Raw genomic sequence first — 18,359 nt, forward strand, 5'->3', positions numbered from 1 at the left:
GGTGACGTCGGGACAGGGGCGGCGGGGATAGCCTCGCCGTATGAGCCGCCCGCCCACCTTCGCCCCGCCGCCCTGTGCCACCTCCCGCGTCCTGCGTACCGAGCGCGGCGACTTCGCCGTCCTCGACGCCGTACCGCGTACCCCGGCCCGGGCCACCGCCCTGCTGCTGCCCGGATACACCGGCAGCAAGGAGGACTTCATCGCCCTGCTGGAACCGCTGTGCGCGGCGGGCTATCGGGTGGTCGCCGTGGACGGCCGGGGGCAGTACGAGTCGCAGGGGACGGACCGTCAGGAGTCTTACGCACAGGGGGAGTTGGCGCGTGATGTGCTGGCGCAGGCAGCGGCTCTGGACGATGTCGGCGACGGGGAGCTGCATCTGCTCGGGCACTCGCTCGGCGGCCAGATCGCCCGCGCCGCCGTCCTGCTGGACGCCACCCCGTTCCGCTCGCTGACGCTGATGTCCTCGGGCCCCGCCGAGGTCGTCGCGGCCCAGCGGGACAAGGTGAAGATGCTGAGCGACGCGCTGGCCGTGCTGTCCATGGACGAGGTGTGGCAGGCGATGCAGGCACTGGACCCGCCGCAGGACGCGGACACCGGCGACGGTGCGGACATGCGCCGGCGCTGGCTCGCCCATAACCCGGCCCAGTTGATCGCCACCGGGGCCCAGCTGGCCGCCGAACCGGACCGGGTGGACGAGCTGGCCGCCGTCGGGCTGCCCGTCCACGTCCTGTCCGGGGAGCGCGACGACGTCTGGCCGGTGGAGCGGTTCGACTCCATGGCGCGGCGTCTCGGCGCCCGCCGCACCACGATCGCCGGCGCCGAGCACTCCCCCAACACCGCCCGCCCGCAGGAGACCGCCGAGGCGCTGGCCGCGTTCTGGGACGGCCTGCGGACCGTCTGACGCGCCGTCGGCGGCCGGTCCGTCAGTACTGCGACTGCAGGTGCTGCCAGAAGCCGTCGCGGAGCGCCCGCCGCAGGTGCGCGTGGCCGCGCAGCGAGTGCTGGAGCAGGCGTTCCGCCTCCACCAGCAGGTCCTGGTCGACGGAGCCCGGCAGATAGGGATGGCCCGGCAGCAGGTCGGCGAGGGATTCCCGGCCCCGGGCGGCGAGCCAGGCGGCCGCGATCTGTGCGCCGACGAAGCGGACGTCCTCCCGGGAGGGGGCCGGGGAGTCGTCCTCGTACGTGGTGACGGGCCGCCGGGTGACGTAGGGGCGGCAGAAGTCGAGCTCGAAGGTGCGCTGACTGTCGACCTCCCACAGCAGCGGTTCGGCCTGGTTGCGGCCTTCACCGGCCTCGATGCCCCAGAGGTGCACACGGGCCCCGTAGCCCTGGGCCGCCTCGACCGCCGAGACCAGGTCCTCGTCGCCGCCGACGAGCGCCGCGTCGCTGATGGCGCGGTGCCGGGCGAGGGATTCGAGGTCGGTGCGGATGAGCGAGTCGACGCCCTTCTGCTGGTTGTTGGCGTTGAGGTTGCCGAGCCGCACCTTGACGTCGGGGAGTTCGGCGATGGCCTGCTGCTCGGTGGTGTGGATGCGGCGGCGGGCCCCGTCGTACCAGTAGACCCGCAGCAGCCTGCTGTCCGCGAAGATCGTGCGGGCCTTGTCGATGAAGGCCTCGATCAGCCCTTCGGCGTCGAGGTCGAAGGAGCGCCGGTCCTCGGTACCGGTGACGAGCAGCCCGGCCGCGGCGTACACATAGCCGGCGTCCACGAAGATGGCATGCGTCGACGGGGTCTTGGAGACCTCGATGAGCATGCGCTGGAGCAGCTCGTTGGTGCGGTCCAGGCGGGCGGCGAGGCCGGCTCCGCCGATGATCTGTGAGTCCGCCTCGTTCACGCGGACCTCATGGTCTGTGGTGGTGTGACTACCGACGGGTACTTAGACATCCAAAAAATTTCCTTAGCGTAGGGAATGTTTGCAGGGGGCAACTCGTTATCACCCACGTGGAACGCGAGGGAAACCTCGCGTTCCCCAGTCTTGCCGGTGGGACGCCCCACCGGCGCCAGTAGTTCTCCAGCAGGAGGATCAGACGAAGGGAAGCCCTGTGCGCTTCGAGATCATGCGACTCGACGACGTCGACGGTACCGCCGTGGACAGCACCGTCGTGGACGCCGCCTCCGTCAACCGGATCGTGCAGCAGGCCGCAGCGATGGGCCAGCGCATCTACATCCGGCCGGCCGACAGTTCGGCCTCGTAACACCTGACGTTGTGAAGACGAAGCGCCCCCGCACGGAACGTCCGTGCGGGGGCGCTGTGGTGCGCGGGGGGTCTCAGAAGCGTTCGGAGGCCTCAGGAGTTCTGGATGACCTGGGTGACGCCGTTGATGATCTGCTGGACGGCGATGGCGGAGAGCATCATGCCGGCGAGCCGGGTCACCAGCACCACGCCGCCGTCCTTGATCACGCGGATGATGACGAGCGAATAGCGCATGGTCAGCCAGAGCACCACGTGCATGGCGACGATCGCGGACCAGACGGAGAGCTGACCGCCCACGCCGTCGGCGTGCTGCACCGCGAGGATGACCGAGACGATCGCGCCCGGCCCGGCCAGCAGCGGCATCCCCAGCGGTACGAGCGCCACGTTGACGTCCTTGGTCTGCGTCGGCTCGTCCGTCTTGCCGGTCAGCAGGTCGAGCGCGATGAGCAGCAGCAGGAGCCCGCCCGCGATCATCAGCGCGGGCACGGAGACATGCAGATAGTCGAGGATCTGCTGACCGAGCAGACCGAAGACGGCGATCACACCGAACGCGACCGTGACCGCCTGGAGCGCCATCTTCCGCTGCACCTTGGCGGGGCGGCCCGCGGTGAGGGCGAGGAAGATCGGCGTGATCCCGGGCGGGTCCATGATGACAAATAGGGTGAGAAAAAGGGATCCGAAGACAGCGACGTCGAACACAGTGAGCCTTGCGAGAGAAGAGCGGGCGTTACGGGGGTGGCGCGGGTCCGGGCAGCGGCCGTCGCGGTGCGTCGAGCACGGCGGCGGCACGCACGGGGGCGCGCGGGGAGAAAGAAACAGGTGCGGCGGAGAGGGAGGAGGCGCTAGCCGCGGCCGGCTCCACCGGCGCCCGGCACCGGGAAGGCTCCCGTGGCGCGCCGGGTGATCTCACCGTAGATCTCGGGGTCGGTGGTGCACGCGCCGAGTTCGACGGACTTGCGGCTGCCGTGGTAGTCGCTGGAGCCGGTCGTGAGCAGCCCCAGTTCGCGGGCGAGGCCGCGCAGTCGGGCCCGGGCGGGTCCGTCGTGGTCCATGTGGTCGACCTCGACGCCGTCGAGGCCGGCGTCGGCGAGCGCGGCGATCGTGGACTCGGGGACCACCGCGCCGCGTTTCACGGCGGCCGGGTGGGCGAAGACGGTGACCCCGCCCGCCGACTTCACCAGGCGGACGGCCTCGAAGGGGTCGAACTCGTGCTTCTCGGCGTACGCCCGGCCGCCGTTGCCCAGCCAGTCGGGCGTGAAGGCGTCGGAGACGGTGGGCACGACGCCGAGTTCGACGAGGGCGGCGGCGATGTGCGGGCGGCCGACCGAGCCGTCCCCGGCGATGCGGGCGACCTGCTCCCAGGTGATGGGGACGTCGAGGGCGCGCAGCTTGCGGACCATCTCCTGGGCGCGCGGCACCCGGTCGTCGCGGACGAGCTCCCGGACGCGCTCCAGCTCGGCGTCGGCCGGGTCGAAGAGGTACGCCAGCAGGTGCATGCCCACGCCGTCGACGCGGCAGGAGAGTTCGGCGCCGGTGACGAGGGTGATCCCCTCGGGCAGCGCGTCGATGGCCTGCTGGTGGCCGCCCACGGTGTCGTGGTCGGTGAGCGCGACGACGTCCAGGCCCGCGGCGGCGGCGTTCGCGACCAGCTCGGCGGGGGTGTCCGTGCCGTCCGATGCGGTGGAGTGGGTGTGCAGGTCGATACGCACGACGCGTGACTCCGGGGCTCGCGGGCGGACGGGGGACCGCTCAAGGATAACCGCCGCGCACCAGGCCTCAGGCCGTGGAAGCCGCCGGCCCCACGTGATCTAGCGCTCGCCCGATCCCTGCCGGGGAGGTGCGTCCGGGGCGGTGAGCAGGCGGGGGGTGAGCGCGCCGCAGGGGACGAGGTCCACCTCTCCCCCGGCGTCCCGCAGGTCGGTCAGCACCAGCTCGTCGTACATCAGGAGCCCCGACTGCTCGGGCCACAGGATCGCCCAGAGCCACAGCCCCCGGGCCTCGCCCGCGAAGACGGCACGGTCCTCCGGGGCGTTCTTGACGTGCCAGAGCGGGGTGGGGCGGCCGGCGGCGTGGACCTTGGCGTCGGGGGCGGAGTCGACGTTCAGATGGTGGCCGGGGTCCGGGCCCTCGATGCCGGCGTACCGGGCGCCGAGTCCGACGCCGAGCTCCTCGGCGACGAGCAGCAGCTCGCCCATCCCGCCCAGCGGGCCGGGTCCGGAGCAGGCCACGGCGCTCGCGCGTCCTCCGCTGCGGTCGTCCCCCACGCTGGCGACGCCGGTGAACAGCCAGCCCACGGGGAGCGGCCAGGGCATCCAGACGGGGACCTGCGCGCGGTGCACCACGACGCCGAGCCCTTCGACGCTCGGCGGGATGACCGGCTGCATCGGGTGGACCTGGCCGTGCACGGAGCACTGCCAGGCGTCGGCGAAGAGGCCGGGCGCCCTGACCCGGCCACCGCACTTCGGGCAACTGGGTTCGCCCCTCATAAGGACCAACCGTCCTCCCCGCCGGTCCTCGCGTCAAGGACGATCACCCGTCCGGAGCGTGGCCCTGACCGGGAAGAATAGATGTAGCTTGCACTTATTAGCTTGCCTAACTTATTCTGTGTATAACGCATCGATCCGGAGGGTGCTCCGGAGGAAGTCAGGGAGAGAGTCCATGCACGGTGAGGATCCGTTCGACGAAGGAGCGACGGGGGCCGGCCTCCTGCGCCAGCCGAAGGCCGTCTGGGCCACGGCGGGCGCCTCGGTGGTGGCCTTCATGGGGATCGGTCTGGTGGACCCGATCCTGCCGTCCATCGCCCAGGGGCTGGACGCCTCGGCGAGCCAGGTGTCGCTGCTGTTCACCTCGTACTTCTTGATCACCGCCTTCGCGATGCTGGTCACCGGCTTCGTCTCCAGTCGCGTCGGCGGCCGCAGGACCCTGCTGGCCGGCCTCGCGCTCGTCGTCGTCTTCGCCGCGCTCTCCGGCACCTCGTCCTCCGTCGCCGAACTGGTCGGCTTCCGGGCCGGCTGGGGCCTGGGCAACGCCCTCTTCGTCTCCACCGCCCTCGCGGTGATCGTCGGAGCGGCGGCGGGCGGCAGCGCGGCGGCGATCCTGCTGTACGAGTCGGCGCTCGGCCTCGGCATGGCGTGCGGGCCGCTGCTCGGCGCGCTGCTCGGGGACGCCAGCTGGCGCTACCCGTTCTTCGGCACCGCGGCGCTGATGGCGATCGGCTTCCTCTGTATCGCCGCGTTCCTCAAGGAGCAGCCGAAGCCCGCCCGCAAGACATCACTGCTCGACCCGGTCAAGGCGCTGGGGCACGGCGGACTGGCCTCGGTCGCGGCCTCGGCGTTCTTCTACAACTACGCCTTCTTCACGATCCTGGCCTTCACACCGTTCGTGCTGGACATGACCCCGTACAAGTCCGGCGCGGTCTTCTTCGCCTGGGGCCTGCTGCTGGCCGTCTTCTCGGTGCTCGTCGCCCCGCGCCTCCAGCGCCGCTTCGGCTCGCTCAAGGTGCTCGGGGCCTCGCTGGTGCTGCTCGCCGTCGACCTGCTGGTCCTGGGCTACGGCGACCACACCACCGCCGTCGTCGCCACGATCGTCTCCGGCGCGTTCATCGGCATGAACAACACCGTCTTCACCGAGCTGGCCCTCGGGGTCTCGGACGCGCCGCGCCCGGTGGCGAGCGCCGGATACAACTTCGTCCGCTGGTTCGCCGCGGCGGCCGCCCCCTTCCTCGCCCCGAAGATCGAGGAGTGGACCGACGTCCACATCCCGTTCGTGGTCGCGGCGCTCGCCGCCCTCGTGGGAGCGGCCGTCGTGGGCGTACGGCGTACGGCCCTGACCGCCGAGGCCGAGGAACTGGAGCCGGTCCACGCGCGGGAGGACGGCGTGGCGGTCTTCGCCGAATAGCCGACCAGGGGGTGTCCTGGCAGGTCAGTCCAGCGGTACGGACGTGCGCAGCGGGTCGCGCAGGTCCGTACCGTGCGTCAGCCACCGCTCCTGGAGCTCCTGCGCCCCGCGCACCCGCTTCCAGGCGGCCTCGTTGTGCGTCATCGGCAGCAGCGGCAGGAAGCGCACCGGGTCCATCGGCTCGTCCAGTTCCAGGTCCTCCACCAGACCCCCGGACTCCGCGACCAGCACCGAGGTGAACGGAGCGCCGGTCCACAGCGGATCGCCCAGGTCCAGGGACGCGCCGGCGGCCACGATCAACCCCTCGACCTGCGGGGACGCGGCCAGCACGGCGAGCGGGCGCAGCACCTGGTCGGTGTCGGCGAGTCCGCCCCGTACGGAGAGGATCAGCTCGGCGCGGGGGCCCTTCACCGGGTCGGCGAGCGGGGAGGTGGGGTCGGCCATCGGCTGACCGGACATGCCGAGCGTCGCGTAGCGCACCACGTCGCCGTCGAGGAAGCGGAGCACCTCGATGCGGTCCGTGCCGAGGAACGTCACATCGGCGCGGGCGTCCGGTTCCCCGAGGGCGGAACGGAGCCGTGCCTCGACCAGAGCGAGAATTTCTGCCATGCCGCGAGCATAGATCGCGTAGGGAATGGGCAAAGTACGGGATTGGGCCTTGGGCGGCTGATAGCCTGGCCGCCGGTCGGGACAGCACGCAGAAGCGTTGCTCTTCTTCGTCCCGACGACACGTCGTCCCCCACGGGGGACCGGCCGGAGGAGGTGGGGACTGCCATGGATCCAAGTCGACCGTGCAGTACCAACCGCTCTTCCGCGCCTCGCATGTCCCGTTGATCCGACGCTTCGTCGGTCGCCCGGTGCCGACACCGCCGTCGTGTCCGGACGACTCCCCGACAGCAGTGCGCGCGACGGAAGAGCCCTTCGTTTTTGCCTGTCTGTAGCGAACGCCGTCATCGCGCCCGCGCGGTGCCGCCCGCTTTGCGGACGTGAGCACACGTCCCCATTCCGGGCTGTTCCACGCCCTCGCCGACGGCCCTCCGTGAAGGAGCCAGCCATGTCGATGATCCGTGACCTGCGCGCCGCCGTGCGCCCGTCCCTGCGCCCGTCCCTCCGTAAGAACAGCGCCCCCTACAGCGCGTACGACACCACCCGCGACCCGTCCGCCTCCAGCGCCGTCGTCGACTGCGCCGTCTACCGCGACGGCCGCCGGGTGGTGACGCCCGCCACCCCGACGCCGCACGAGGCGATGCTCCAGGTGCGGGAGGAGGGCGGCTTCGCATGGATCGGCCTGCATGAGCCGACCGAGGCCGAATTCGCGGGTATCGCCCGGGAGTTCGGGCTGCACCCGCTGGCCGTCGAGGACGCCGTCCACGCCCACCAGCGGCCCAAGCTGGAGCGTTACGACGACACGCTGTTCACCGTCTTCAAGACGATCCACTACGTGGAGCACGCCGAACTGACCGCGACCAGCGAGGTCGTGGAGACCGGCGAGGTGATGTGCTTCACCGGCCGGGACTTCGTCATCACCGTCCGGCACGGTGGCCAGGGCTCCCTGCGCGCCCTGCGCCACCGCCTCCAGGACGACCCGGAGCTGCTCTCCAAGGGCCCCTCCGCCGTGCTGCACGCCATCGCCGACCATGTGGTCGACGGGTACATCGCGGTGGCCGAGGCGGTGCAGGACGATATCGACGAGGTGGAGATCGATGTCTTCTCCACGCCGGCCAAGGGCAGCCCGCGCGGTTCGGACGCGGGCCGGATCTACCAGCTCAAGCGCGAGGTGCTGGAGTTCAAGCGGGCCGTCTCGCCGCTGCTGCGCCCCATGCAGCTGCTGAGCGAGCGTCCGATGCGGCTGATCGACCCCGACATCCAGAAGTACTTCCGTGACGTCGCCGACCACCTCGCCCGGGTCCAGGAGGAGGTCCTCGGCTTCGACGAGCTGCTGAACTCGATCCTCCAGGCGAACCTGGCGCAGGCGACCGTCACGCAGAACGAGGACATGCGCAAGATCACCTCCTGGGCGGCGATCATCGCCGTGCCCACGATGATCTGCGGTGTCTACGGCATGAACTTCGACTACATGCCCGAGACGCACTGGAAGTACGGCTATCCGATCGTGCTGGGCGTCATCGGGGCGGTCTGTTTCTCCATCCACCGCATCCTCAAGCGCAACGGCTGGCTCTGAGCACCACCGGTCCGTCTAAGCTCGCGCCCATGACTGACGCCGCCGCGCCCGATGCCGCCGCCGACCTGCTGGAGAGGGCCCTCGTTGAGGAGTCCACGAAGAAGTCCGGGCTCGTCTGGGTGCGGGGCACCGGGCCGGCCCGTGCCGTCTGGCACATCTGGCACGAGGGCGCGGCGCTGCTGGTCGGCGGCGGCCCCGGCGAGCAGCCGCTGCCCGAGGGGCTGGCCGACGGCGGCCGCGCCGAGGTGACCGTACGGAGCAAGGACAAGGGCGGCCGGATCGTCGCCTGGACCGCGGCCGTACGTCTTCTCCCGCCGCACTCCGAGGAGTGGGAGGCGGCGGTCGCCGAGCTGAAGGGCAAGCGGCTGAACGCGCCGGACGCCGAGTCGATGACGGAGCGGTGGGCGAGGGAGTGCACGGTGGTGCGGCTGACGCCCGGCACCGTGAGCACCGCGCTGCCGGACACCTCGCTGGCGGCCGTCCCGCTGCCGACCGGCGCCACCACCCGGCAGCCGGCCCCGGCGGCGCTGCCCCGGCTGCTGCTGAAGCGGCGCGGGAAGCGCTGAGCCGGATACGGAACGGGCCTTCGGGTCAGCCGGAGGACTTGGGGAGCTGGCCGCCGTAGTCGACGGTGTCGTCCTCGTCGGGGGCCTCCAGCGGGAAGGCCTGCCCCCAGTCGGCCAGCGTGACCGTGCCCCCGCCGCCGCCCCGGGCCACCCGTACCGGATACGGCCGGCCCTCCAGGGAGACGTCGAACGCCCCGCCCTCGCCCTTGCCGCCCAGGATCTGAATGGTTCGGTGCCCGGCGACCGTGTCCCGGCCGCCCTTGTTGATCTTTCCGTGCAGCGCGAGCACCCCGTCGAGCAGGACCTCCTTGTCGGTGAAGCCGCGCAGCTGGCGGTAGCTGGGGTCGTCCTCGGGGACCTTCACGTACTTGCCGCCCAGCTTGTCCGCGGCCGCCACGTCGGCGGACTCGCCCCCGCCGCCACTCCCCTCGTGCGTCCAGAAGTCGGCGGGCGCCTTGAGGAAGAGCTCGTCCTCGACCCGCAGCAGCGCGAAGCTCTGCTTCTTCGAGGTCACCGAGCCCATGCCGCCCTTCGCGTTGAGCTTCATCTCCAGCCGGTAGGTGCCACCCTTGCTGACGAGCGTGCCCGACAGGCGCACCGCGCTCGCCGCGTCGGCCGCCGCCCTGGCCTTCTTGTCGATCTCGGCGGCGGTGAGTTTGGCGACGCCGTTGGTCCCCTGGTCCGGGTCCTCCTCCGTGCCGCAGGCGGCCAGGGCCGCGGTGAGCCCTCCGCACAGCACGAGAGCGAGGGCGGTCCGGCGATGGTTCCGCACGGCCGGGGCAAAAGAGGTCACGGGCGCACTGCCTCTCAACGGCGATCGGGGGGTGGCAGACGGCAGCGTACCCGGGAGCCGGGCGCCGTCCGGCAGCCAGCCGTACGGACGGGTCCGCCGGGGCGCCGGGCGGCGGCACGGGCTAGCCTGATCCCGCGTACGGCTGTCCGCGTACGGCGAAACGCGCTGGTCGCGGAGGCTGGTCACGGAGAAGCACGGAGAAGGAGGCGGCGCATGGCGGCAGGAGCCCCCAGGGTCTTCGTCTCGCACCTGTCCGGGGTGCCCGTGTTCGATCCGAACGGCGACCAGGTCGGCCGGGTCCGCGACCTGGTGGCGATGTTGCGGGTCGGCGGACGGCCGCCGCGCATCCTGGGGCTGGTCGTCGAGGTGGTCAGCCGGCGGCGGATCTTCCTGCCGATGACCCGGGTGACGGGCGTCGAGTCCGGCCAGGTCATCACCACCGGTGTGGTCAACATGCGCCGCTTCGAGCAGCGGCCCACCGAACGGCTCGTTCTCGGCGAGTTCCTCGACCGCCGGGTGACGCTGGTGGAGACCGACGAGGAGGTCACCGTCCTGGACGTGGCGATCCAGCAGCTGCCGGCCCGCCGGGACTGGGAGATCGACAAGTACTTCGTCCGCAAGGGGCGCGGCGGGGCGCTGCGCCGCAAGGGCGAGACGCTGACGGTGGAGTGGTCGGCGGTCAGCGGCTTCTCGCTGGAGGAGCACGGGCAGGGCGCCGAGAGCCTGGTCGCCACGTTCGAACGGCTGCGCCCCGCCGATGTGGCCAACGCCCTGCACCACCTCTCCCCCAAGCGCCGGGTCGAGGTGGCCGCCGCGCTGGACGACGACCGGCTGGCCGACGTCCTGGAGGAGCTGCCCGAGGACGACCAGGTGGAGATCCTCGGCAAGCTCAAGGAGGAGCGGGCCGCCGACGTCCTGGAGGCGATGGACCCGGACGACGCGGCCGACCTGCTCTCGGAGCTGCCCGAGGAGGACAAGGAGCGGCTGCTGACCCTGATGCGCCCGGACGACGCCGCCGATGTGCGCCGTCTGATGGCGTACGAGGAGCGGACGGCGGGCGGTCTGATGACGACCGAGCCGATCGTGCTGCGCCCGGACGCCACGGTGGCCGACGCGCTCGCCCGGGTCCGTCAGCAGGACCTGTCCCCCGCGCTCGCCGCACAGGTGTACGTGTGCCGCTCCCCCGACGAGACGCCGACCGGCAAGTACCTGGGCACCGTGCACTTCCAGCGGCTGCTGCGCGACCCGCCGTTCACCCTGGTCAGCTCGATCGTCGACAGCGACCTGGTGCCGCTGCCCCCGGACACCCCGCTGCCGACGGTGACCAGCTATCTGGCCGCGTACAACCTGGTCTCGGCGCCCGTCGTGGACGAGAGCGGTTCGCTGCTGGGCGCGGTGACCGTGGACGACGTCCTGGACCACCTGCTCCCCGAGGACTGGCGCGAGACCGACTTCCACGGCGAGGGGGGTATCCGCCATGGCAGGTGACCGGGAGGAACGGGCGAAGGCCGCCTCGACGGGCTCCTCCGGCCTGATGCGCCCGCCGCGGCCCCGGCTCGACCAGCCGAAGTCGCCGCGGCGCAGGCTGCTGCCGGAGTACGACCCGGAGGCGTTCGGCCGGCTCTCGGAGCGGATCGCACGCTTCCTGGGGACCGGACGGTTCATCGTCTGGATGACGCTGATCATCATCGTCTGGCTGGCGTGGAACATCCTCGCGCCCGAGAACCTGCGGTGGGACGAGTACCCGTTCATCTTCCTGACCCTGATGCTCTCGCTCCAGGCCTCGTACGCGGCCCCGCTGATCCTGCTCGCGCAGAACCGGCAGGACGACCGGGACCGGGTCACCCACGAGCAGGACCGCAAGCAGAACGAGCGCTCCATCGCCGACACCGAGTACCTCAGCCGGGAGATCGCGGCGCTGCGGATGGGCCTCGGCGAGGTCGCCACCCGCGACTGGATCCGCTCGGAACTCCAGGACGTGGTGAGGGACATGGAGGACCGGCAGATCCGCCTCGGATCCGAGAGTGACGAAGGCGACCGCTGACGGGCTACCCGCCCGTAGGCCCCAGCGCCGTAACATCGTCGGTATGGCTACGGAAGACGCGGTGCTTGAGGCACTGTCGACAGTGAACGACCCGGAGATCCACCGCCCGATCACCGAGCTGGGCATGGTGAAATCGGTCGAGATCGATCCTGACGGTGTAGTCGCTGTCACGGTGTATCTCACGGTCTCCGGTTGTCCTATGCGCGAGACGATCACCCGGAACGTGACCGAGGCGGTCGCCCGGGTCGAAGGTGTCTCGCGGGTCGAGGTGACCCTCGACGTCATGAGCGACGAACAGCGCAAGGATCTGGCGAGCTCGCTGCGCGGCGGCACCGCCGAGCGGGAGGTGCCCTTCGCCCAGCCCGGCTCGCTGACCCGGGTGTACGCGGTCGCCTCCGGCAAGGGCGGCGTCGGCAAGTCCTCGGTGACGGTGAACCTCGCCGCGGCGATGGCGGCCGACGGGCTGAAGGTCGGCGTCGTGGACGCCGACATCTACGGGCACAGCGTGCCCCGGATGCTCGGCGCGGACGGCAAGCCCACCCAGGTCGAGAACATGATCATGCCGCCGTCCGCACACGGCGTGAAGGTCATCTCCATCGGTATGTTCACCCCGGGCAACGCGCCCGTGGTCTGGCGCGGTCCGATGCTGCACCGGGCGCTCCAGCAGTTCCTCGCCGATGTGTACTGGGGCGACCTGGACGTCCTGCTGCTCGACCTGCCGCCGGGCACCGGCGACATCGCGATCTCGGTGGCGCAGCTCGTGCCGAACGCGGAGATCCTGGTCGTCACGACCCCGCAGCAGGCGGCGGCCGAGGTGGCCGAGCGGGCCGGGTCGATCGCCGTGCAGACCCACCAGAAGATCGTCGGCGTGGTGGAGAACATGTCGGGCATGCCGTGCCCGCACTGCGACGAGATGGTCGACGTGTTCGGCTCGGGCGGCGGTGCGCGGGTCGCCGAGGGGCTGACGCGCACGGTCGGCGCCGAGGTGCCGGTGCTCGGCTCGATCCCGATCGACGTACGGCTGCGGGAGGGCGGCGACGAGGGCAAGCCGGTCGTCCTGTCCGACCCCGACTCCCCGGCCGGCAGCGCGCTGCGCTCGATCGCGGAGAAGCTGGGCGGCCGTCAGCGCGGCCTGTCGGGCATGTCGCTGGGGATCACCCCGCGCAACAAGTTCTGACGCGCCTGCGCCTCCAGCACACGACAGGGCGGGCCGGTGGTCATCCGGCCCGCCCTGTCGGCGTTGCTACGCGTACGTCCCGATGTCCTTGATGGCCGCGAAGCCGAGACCGTACGCGCTCATCCCCCGCCCGTACGCCCCGATGTGCACGCCCTCGTGGGCGGATCCGGCGAGCACCCAGCCGAACTCGGACTCGCGGTAGTGGAACTCCACCGGCACGCCGTCCACCGGCAGGGAGAGCGTCGACCAGGGCGCGGAGCCGAGGTCGTCGGCGAGGGTGAACGCCGTCTCGGTCTGCTGGTCCAGCCAGTCGTCGCGCAGGGAGTGGTCCATCTGCGGGGGCCAGGTGTACGCCAGCAGCCCGGAGCCCGCGAGCCAGGCGGCCGAGGACACCGTGGTGGCGTCCAGCACGCCCGTACCGTCGCCGCTGCGTCTGACCGGGCTCGCGGCCACGGTGATCACCGCCGCGAAGCGCTCCTTGTCGGCGGAGCCGTCCGTCTTCACGGAGGGCTCGTCGCCGTGTCCGACCGCCCCGTGCTGCACCGTGCCGTCCGCCGCGGTGCCGACCTGCATCAGCCAGCGCGGGCCGGTGAAGGCCTCGTCCAGCCCGTACCAGGAAAAGGGCGCTTTCAGGTAGCCGTCGACGGTACGCCGGGCCGCCGGCACCTCCTCCGCCGTGGCCGTGCCCGGTACACCGTCCGTATCAATCCGACTCGTCGTCTCCATCTGCGCGGCCGCCTCCTCGATCAGTCATGATCCGGAGCGGCCCGCCCCCCGCGGGCGTGGGCGTCCTCGCAACCGGACAGATGGAGAATAGCCATACCGTCCGGGCGAGTCGGGATTGACCGGGGTCAGGTGGCGCGTCAGGTGGCGTCCGCGTCGAACGGCGGGCGCTCGGGCTGCGGCTGCGGCGGGGTCTTCTTCAGCAGGTCAGGAGCGGTGTCGCCGGTCTTGGTGAGGCTGGTGGTGGAGGAGTCCGCCGACGCGCCCGCCGAGCCGTTCGCCGCACTGTTGGCGGTATCGGACGCGGCCGGGGTGCGCCCGTTGACCATGTCGGTGACGTCGGCCATCTCCTTGCGCAGGTCGAAGCTCTCGCGGATCTCCTTCAGCCCCAGGTCGTCGTCGCCGTCCATCAGCTGCTTGCGGACGAACGTCTTGGGGTTGAGGTCCTCGAACTCGAAGTCCTTGAACTGCGGGCCCAGCTCGGAGCGGATGTCTTCCTTGGCGCTGTCCGAGAACTCGCGGATCTTACGGATGGTGCGCGTGACGTCCTGGATCAGCTTGGGCAGCTTGTCGGGGCCGAAGACCAGCACGGCCAGCACCCCGAGCGTCAACAGCTCCAGTGCGCCTATGTCATTGAACACCTTGCTGCTCCTCGTGTTCTCCGCGTGTTCTCCGTGCGATCGCGGTCCGGGTCTCCCCGCGGCCCGGACCGCTCAAAGGTACCTGTCGAAGGTGTCCGGGCGGTACCTCGCGGTGCCGCCGGGCGGACGGTCGTGCGACGGCATCCCGTCGGCCGCCGGACACGCCCTAGCTGCCGCTCGCCGAGCCGAGCGTCAGGGTCACGGTCCGTTCCTTGCCGCCGCGGGTCAGCTTGAGGTCGAGGTCGTCGCCGGGCCGGTGGGCCCGGATCTTCACGATCAGCTCCTCGCCGCTGTGCACGCGCTGGCCCTCGACCTGGGTGATGACGTCGCCGGACTTGATGCCCGCCTTGGCCGCGGGGCCGTCCTTCGCGACGGCGGGAGTGCCGTCGGCGCCCTTCGTGCCGACCTTGGCCCCGTCGCCGGTGTACTTCATGTCCAGCGTGACGCCGATGACCGGGTGGGTGGCCTTGCCGGTGCTGATCAGCTCCTCGGCGACGCGCTTGCCCTGGTTGATGGGTATCGCGAAACCGAGGCCGATGGAGCCGGACTGGCCGCCCGCCTCGGGGCCTCGGGCGCTGTCGGCCGCGCGGATGGCGCTGTTGATGCCGATGACATGGGCCTGGGCGTCGACCAGCGGTCCGCCGGAGTTGCCCGGGTTGATCGGGGCGTCGGTCTGGAGGGCGTCGACGTAGCTGATGTCGCTGCCGTCGCCCTTCTCGCCGCCCGCGGTGATCGGCCGCTGCTTGGCGCTGATGATGCCCGAGGTCACCGTGTTGGACAGGTCGAAGGGGGCGCCGATGGCCACCACCGGGTCGCCCACCTGGACGTTGTCGGAGTTACCGAGCGGCAGGGGCTTGAGTCCGGAGACCCCGCGGACCCGGACGACCGCGAGGTCGTAGCCGCTGTCCTTGCCGACGAGCTCGGCGGAGGCCGTCTCGCCGCTGCTGAACGTCACGGTGATGTCGCCGCTGGATCCGGCCGGGGCGACGACGTGGTTGTTGGTGAGGATGTGGCCCTGGCCGTCGAGGACGAAGCCGGTGCCCGTGCCGGACTCGGCGGTGCCGCTGACGTGCAGGGTGACCACGCTGGGCAGGGCGCTGGCGGCGATGCCCGCGACGCTCTCGGGGGCCCGGTCGCCGTTGTCGCGGCCCGCCTGCGGCAGCTCGACGGTGGTCAGCCCGCCGTTGCGCTCGATGTACGCGCCGACTCCGCCGCCGATGCCGCTGGCGACCAGGGCCAGCAGGAGCACCCCCATGAACGCCCCGCCCCGGCGCTTCTTCCTGCCGCCGGGCTCGGTGCCCTCGGGGGGTCCCGGCCGGGTCAGCGGCTGCCCCGGAGCGCCCCACGGGTCGTACTGGAGCCACTGCGCGTGCTGCTGGGGTGCCGGCGCCGGGTGCGGCCCCTGGTGTTCGGGGGATCCGTGCGGTCCCTGCGGCTGCGGTGCGTGGGGCGTGTGGGCGGCCGGCGGCGGGTGCTGGGCGGACGCCTGGGGCCCTGGCGGGGAGAGCGGGAAGCCGTCATCGGCGGGCTGGGCGTGCGGGGAGAGCGGGAAGCCGTCGGCGGGCTGGGCGTGCGGGGGCGGGAAGCCGTCGGCGGGTGCGGGCTGCGGTGCCGGTGCGGATCCCGGGGTGGGGGCGGCTGGGGACGCCGGTGCGGGGGCCGGGATTCCGGTGCCGTTCGTCGCGGCGTACTGCGGGGCCGGTCCGCTCGCCTCCGGCGGTACGACGGTGCCGTGGGCCGGGGTCGGCCGCTGCACCGGCGGGGCGGGCGCCCAGGGGCCGGGGCCGCCGTAGGGCGGGGTGCTGTACGCGTCGGGCTCGTGCAGCGGGGTCCCGGAAGGCCGGGGGCCCGGGGTCTCCTGGCCGCCGTGCTCGTCCGGCCGGGCGGAGGTGTCGGAAGGCCGGGCCGGGGCCTGGGCCGGCACCGGGGCAGGTCCCTGGGCGGCCGGCGCACGGTCCTCGGCCGCCGGGACGTCCGACGGGGCGGACGGGGGCGCCGGCGGCCGGGCGTCGTCCGCCCGGTCCGTGACGCCGGGCGCCCGGCCCGTGCCGTCCGCCGCGGGGCGGCTCCACCACTTCGCCTGCGGCCCGGTGGGCTTCCCGTCGTCCATGTTCTCCCCGCAACTGGCCTCTGTACGCCCCACCGAGGCGTCCCTCACCGGAATTCAACCAGGTTTGCGAATCGTCGCGCAGGGTCCGGTCAGGGCCGGGGGGAAAGCGGGCTCGCCAGATCGTTGGCGGGCGAGCCCGGGGGCGGCCCCGAGGGAACCGCGGAGGGGTTCGCCTTCGGCGGCGCCACGCTGCCGAGCGCCGCCGCGAGCAGCGGGGCGCCGGTCGTCGTCGGGCGTATCAACGGGGGCACGGACACGTTCAGCACGGGGAGCGCGAAGGGGTGGCGTGCGCCCGAGGGCGGGACGCCGAACAGCGGCGGAACGGTCGGCAGTCCCTGCCGGTCCACCGGAGGGGTGACGGCCGGAACCACCGGGGTCGCCCCGGTGAGCGACGGAGGCAGCCCGTTCGTCCCGGCCGGGGCCGTGCCGGACACCGGCCGCTCGGCCGCCGGGCCGTCGCCGGTCACCGCGAGGGCGCCGCCGCTCCGGCGGCTGACCGCCCGGGTGCCGTTCTCGGCGCGGGTCTCGGCGTCGAGCGGGGTGACGTTGTTCCCGGTGCCCTCGGCGCGCAGGGAGGATTCGGGGCCGGAGTCCAGCGGCAGGGTGCCGCCCAGCGCGATGGCCGCGAGGGAGACGGCGCTGGCCGCGGCGAACGCGAAGCGGCGGCCGCGCCAGGGCGAGCGGTCCGCGTCGCGGGCCACCTCGTGTATGCGGAAGACCGAACCGGATGCCGGGCCGCCGGGCAGCACGGCGGTGGAGCCGTGGGTGGCGGGGAGGTATCCGAAGCCGTCCAGGGGGGAGGGCGCGGTGTCGGCGCGGGTGCTGCCGCCGGAGGGCCGCAGCCCGGGGTAGAACTCGTCGGCGAAGGGCCCCCGGCCGCCGAACGGTCCGCCGGAGCCGGTGTCGTCGCCGCCAGGACCCCCGGGAAGGCCTTGCAGACGGGCCAGGAACCCCTCGGAGGGCGAGGGTGAGGCGGACATGGCGAAGGCGCTCTTGAGGCGGCGCTGGGCATCGGCCTCGGCCTTGCACTTGGCGCAGGTCGCCAGGTGGGCCAGGACCCGATCACGGGCGTCGTGTTTCAGCTCGCCGTCGACCAGCGCGGCGAGGCGGTCCCCCAGGTGCGCTTCCGCGGGGGTGGGTCCTGTGCCGCTCACGCCGTTCCGCCCTCCCCCGCCAGGACCGCGTCCGCCAGGGAGCGCTGCTCGGCGCGGGCCTCGGGCGAACGGTGCTTGAGCGCCTTGCGCAGGTGCGAGCGACCGCGGTGGATACGGCTGCGGACGGTGCCGAGCTTCACCCCGAGGGTCGCGGCGATCTCCTCGTAGCTGAGGCCCTCGATGTCGCAGAGGACCACGGCCGCACGGAACTCGGGCGCGAGGGTGTCCAGCGCCTGCTGCACGTCGGCGTCGAAGTGGGTGTCGTTGAAGACCTGCTGCGGGGACGGCTCACGGCTGGGCAGCCGCTCGGCCGCGTCGTCACCGAGGGAGTCGAACCGGATGCGCTGCTTGCGCCGGACCATGTCCAGGAAGAGATTGGTGGTGATGCGGTGCAGCCAGCCCTCGAAGGTGCCGGGCGTGTACGTCGACAGCGAGCGGAACACCCGGACGAAGACCTCCTGGGTCAGGTCCTCGGCGTCGTGCTGGTTTCCCGTCAGCCGGTAGGCAAGGCGGTACACGCGACCGCTGTGCGTGCTGACGATCTCTTCCCATGAGGGCGGGGTCCACGCCTGAGAATCCGCATCAGAGGCGAAGGTCGCGGTCGGTGCGGAGTCTTCGGAAGAACGGTCAGCAATGTTGGTCACGGATTTCGGCTCACCGGCCGACCTGAGCAGGCGCCTCAGCACCCCTCCCCGGTCCACAGGCGCAGCCGCACCTCCCCTATCGGCTCTGGTGGTGTCCAGTGGAGCCCCTACCATAGCCACCTCGCCCGTTAGCTCCGGATAAGCCTTTTTCCCTGCTGGGGCCGGGCGTCGCCCGGGGCTTCACCGCAGCTCGCCGGTCCGATCCGCGGACCCGGTCGCTGCGCTTTCCCCAC

At 72.0% G+C, this 18,359-nt stretch carries 19 protein-coding genes; 8 read left to right on the forward strand and 11 right to left on the reverse strand.

Features of this window, described 5'->3' with window-relative positions:
• Positions 1–40 precede the first annotated feature (40 nt).
• Positions 41–901 (forward strand): alpha/beta fold hydrolase, encoded by an 861-nt coding sequence (locus ACIQPT_RS30325; protein ID WP_401160467.1) that lies wholly within the window; start codon positions 41–43, stop codon positions 899–901.
• 22 nt (positions 902–923) lie between these two features.
• Here the strand turns inward: ACIQPT_RS30325 and ACIQPT_RS30330 are convergent, their stop codons facing one another.
• The gene (locus ACIQPT_RS30330; RefSeq protein ID WP_401160469.1) at positions 924–1,835 is read right to left on the reverse strand and encodes an NYN domain-containing protein; all 912 of its coding nucleotides are present in this window, start codon (positions 1,833–1,835) and stop codon (positions 924–926) included.
• A gap of 208 nt (positions 1,836–2,043) precedes the next feature.
• On the opposite strand from ACIQPT_RS30330, the gene ACIQPT_RS30335 reads away from it, so the two are divergent.
• Positions 2,044–2,196 (forward strand): hypothetical protein, encoded by a 153-nt coding sequence (locus ACIQPT_RS30335; RefSeq protein WP_007446805.1) that lies wholly within the window; start codon positions 2,044–2,046, stop codon positions 2,194–2,196.
• 92 nt (positions 2,197–2,288) lie between these two features.
• On the opposite strand, the gene ACIQPT_RS30340 is transcribed toward ACIQPT_RS30335, so the two are convergent.
• The 3 genes from ACIQPT_RS30340 to ACIQPT_RS30350 all read right to left on the reverse strand — a co-directional run bounded on the left by ACIQPT_RS30340 (position 2,289) and on the right by ACIQPT_RS30350 (position 4,681).
• On the reverse strand, positions 2,289–2,894 hold the full coding sequence (locus ACIQPT_RS30340) for a MarC family protein (protein ID WP_010061609.1): 606 nt from the start codon (positions 2,892–2,894) through the stop codon (positions 2,289–2,291).
• A 143-nt stretch (positions 2,895–3,037) separates the two neighbouring features.
• Entirely contained in the window at positions 3,038–3,904 is an 867-nt protein-coding gene (locus tag ACIQPT_RS30345; protein WP_401160472.1) for a PHP domain-containing protein, read from the reverse strand.
• Between the two features lie 99 nt (positions 3,905–4,003).
• A complete protein-coding gene (locus ACIQPT_RS30350; RefSeq protein WP_401160473.1) occupies positions 4,004–4,681 on the reverse strand; it encodes a DUF6758 family protein in 678 nt (225 codons plus the stop codon).
• 172 nt (positions 4,682–4,853) lie between these two features.
• Between ACIQPT_RS30350 and ACIQPT_RS30355 the strand changes: the two genes are divergently transcribed.
• Positions 4,854–6,092 carry an MFS transporter gene (locus ACIQPT_RS30355; RefSeq protein ID WP_401160475.1) on the forward strand — a complete coding sequence of 413 codons (1,239 nt, stop codon included), beginning with the start codon at positions 4,854–4,856 and terminating at the stop codon, positions 6,090–6,092.
• A 24-nt stretch (positions 6,093–6,116) separates the two neighbouring features.
• On the opposite strand, the gene ACIQPT_RS30360 is transcribed toward ACIQPT_RS30355, so the two are convergent.
• The gene (locus ACIQPT_RS30360; RefSeq protein ID WP_401160477.1) at positions 6,117–6,701 is read right to left on the reverse strand and encodes a suppressor of fused domain protein; all 585 of its coding nucleotides are present in this window, start codon (positions 6,699–6,701) and stop codon (positions 6,117–6,119) included.
• Between the two features lie 445 nt (positions 6,702–7,146).
• Between ACIQPT_RS30360 and ACIQPT_RS30365 the strand changes: the two genes are divergently transcribed.
• Positions 7,147–8,274 carry a magnesium and cobalt transport protein CorA gene (locus ACIQPT_RS30365; protein ID WP_401160478.1) on the forward strand — a complete coding sequence of 376 codons (1,128 nt, stop codon included), beginning with the start codon at positions 7,147–7,149 and terminating at the stop codon, positions 8,272–8,274.
• A 29-nt stretch (positions 8,275–8,303) separates the two neighbouring features.
• A complete protein-coding gene (locus ACIQPT_RS30370; protein WP_401160480.1) occupies positions 8,304–8,840 on the forward strand; it encodes a hypothetical protein in 537 nt (178 codons plus the stop codon).
• A 25-nt stretch (positions 8,841–8,865) separates the two neighbouring features.
• Here the strand turns inward: ACIQPT_RS30370 and ACIQPT_RS30375 are convergent, their stop codons facing one another.
• Positions 8,866–9,633 (reverse strand): hypothetical protein, encoded by a 768-nt coding sequence (locus ACIQPT_RS30375; protein WP_401160481.1) that lies wholly within the window; start codon positions 9,631–9,633, stop codon positions 8,866–8,868.
• 213 nt (positions 9,634–9,846) lie between these two features.
• On the opposite strand from ACIQPT_RS30375, the gene ACIQPT_RS30380 reads away from it, so the two are divergent.
• Genes ACIQPT_RS30380 through ACIQPT_RS30390 form a run of 3 tightly spaced genes read left to right on the forward strand, consistent with a single transcriptional unit; the run spans position 9,847 to position 12,854 of the window.
• Complete coding sequence (locus ACIQPT_RS30380) at positions 9,847–11,121, forward strand: magnesium transporter MgtE N-terminal domain-containing protein (RefSeq protein WP_401160483.1); 1,275 nt, start codon at positions 9,847–9,849, stop codon at positions 11,119–11,121.
• Positions 11,111–11,677: a DUF1003 domain-containing protein gene (locus ACIQPT_RS30385; RefSeq protein ID WP_401160485.1), complete on the forward strand. Its 567-nt coding sequence runs from the start codon at positions 11,111–11,113 to the stop codon at positions 11,675–11,677. Before ACIQPT_RS30380 ends, ACIQPT_RS30385 begins: the two co-directional genes overlap by 11 nt.
• 43 nt (positions 11,678–11,720) lie before the next feature.
• On the forward strand, positions 11,721–12,854 hold the full coding sequence (locus tag ACIQPT_RS30390) for an Mrp/NBP35 family ATP-binding protein (RefSeq protein WP_030580385.1): 1,134 nt from the start codon (positions 11,721–11,723) through the stop codon (positions 12,852–12,854).
• Between the two features lie 66 nt (positions 12,855–12,920).
• On the opposite strand, the gene ACIQPT_RS30395 is transcribed toward ACIQPT_RS30390, so the two are convergent.
• The 5 genes from ACIQPT_RS30395 to sigE all read right to left on the reverse strand — a co-directional run bounded on the left by ACIQPT_RS30395 (position 12,921) and on the right by sigE (position 18,240).
• Positions 12,921–13,580 (reverse strand): hypothetical protein, encoded by a 660-nt coding sequence (locus ACIQPT_RS30395; RefSeq protein WP_401160486.1) that lies wholly within the window; start codon positions 13,578–13,580, stop codon positions 12,921–12,923.
• A 137-nt stretch (positions 13,581–13,717) separates the two neighbouring features.
• On the reverse strand, positions 13,718–14,218 hold the full coding sequence (locus ACIQPT_RS30400) for a sec-independent translocase (protein WP_401160487.1): 501 nt from the start codon (positions 14,216–14,218) through the stop codon (positions 13,718–13,720).
• A 166-nt stretch (positions 14,219–14,384) separates the two neighbouring features.
• On the reverse strand, positions 14,385–16,328 hold the full coding sequence (locus ACIQPT_RS30405; protein ID WP_401160539.1) for a trypsin-like peptidase domain-containing protein: 1,944 nt from the start codon (positions 16,326–16,328) through the stop codon (positions 14,385–14,387).
• An 89-nt stretch (positions 16,329–16,417) separates the two neighbouring features.
• Positions 16,418–17,482, reverse strand: coding sequence for an anti-sigma factor family protein (locus tag ACIQPT_RS30410; RefSeq protein WP_401160489.1), 1,065 nt, complete (start codon positions 17,480–17,482; stop codon positions 16,418–16,420).
• Positions 17,479–18,240 (reverse strand): RNA polymerase sigma factor SigE, encoded by a 762-nt coding sequence (gene sigE / locus ACIQPT_RS30415; protein WP_179500089.1) that lies wholly within the window; start codon positions 18,238–18,240, stop codon positions 17,479–17,481. The genes ACIQPT_RS30410 and sigE overlap by 4 nt, the downstream gene beginning before the upstream one ends.
• Positions 18,241–18,359 lie beyond the last annotated feature (119 nt).

Source organism: Streptomyces sp. NPDC091289 (assembly GCF_044757365.1).
Classification (GTDB): Bacteria; Actinomycetota; Actinomycetes; order Streptomycetales; family Streptomycetaceae; genus Streptomyces.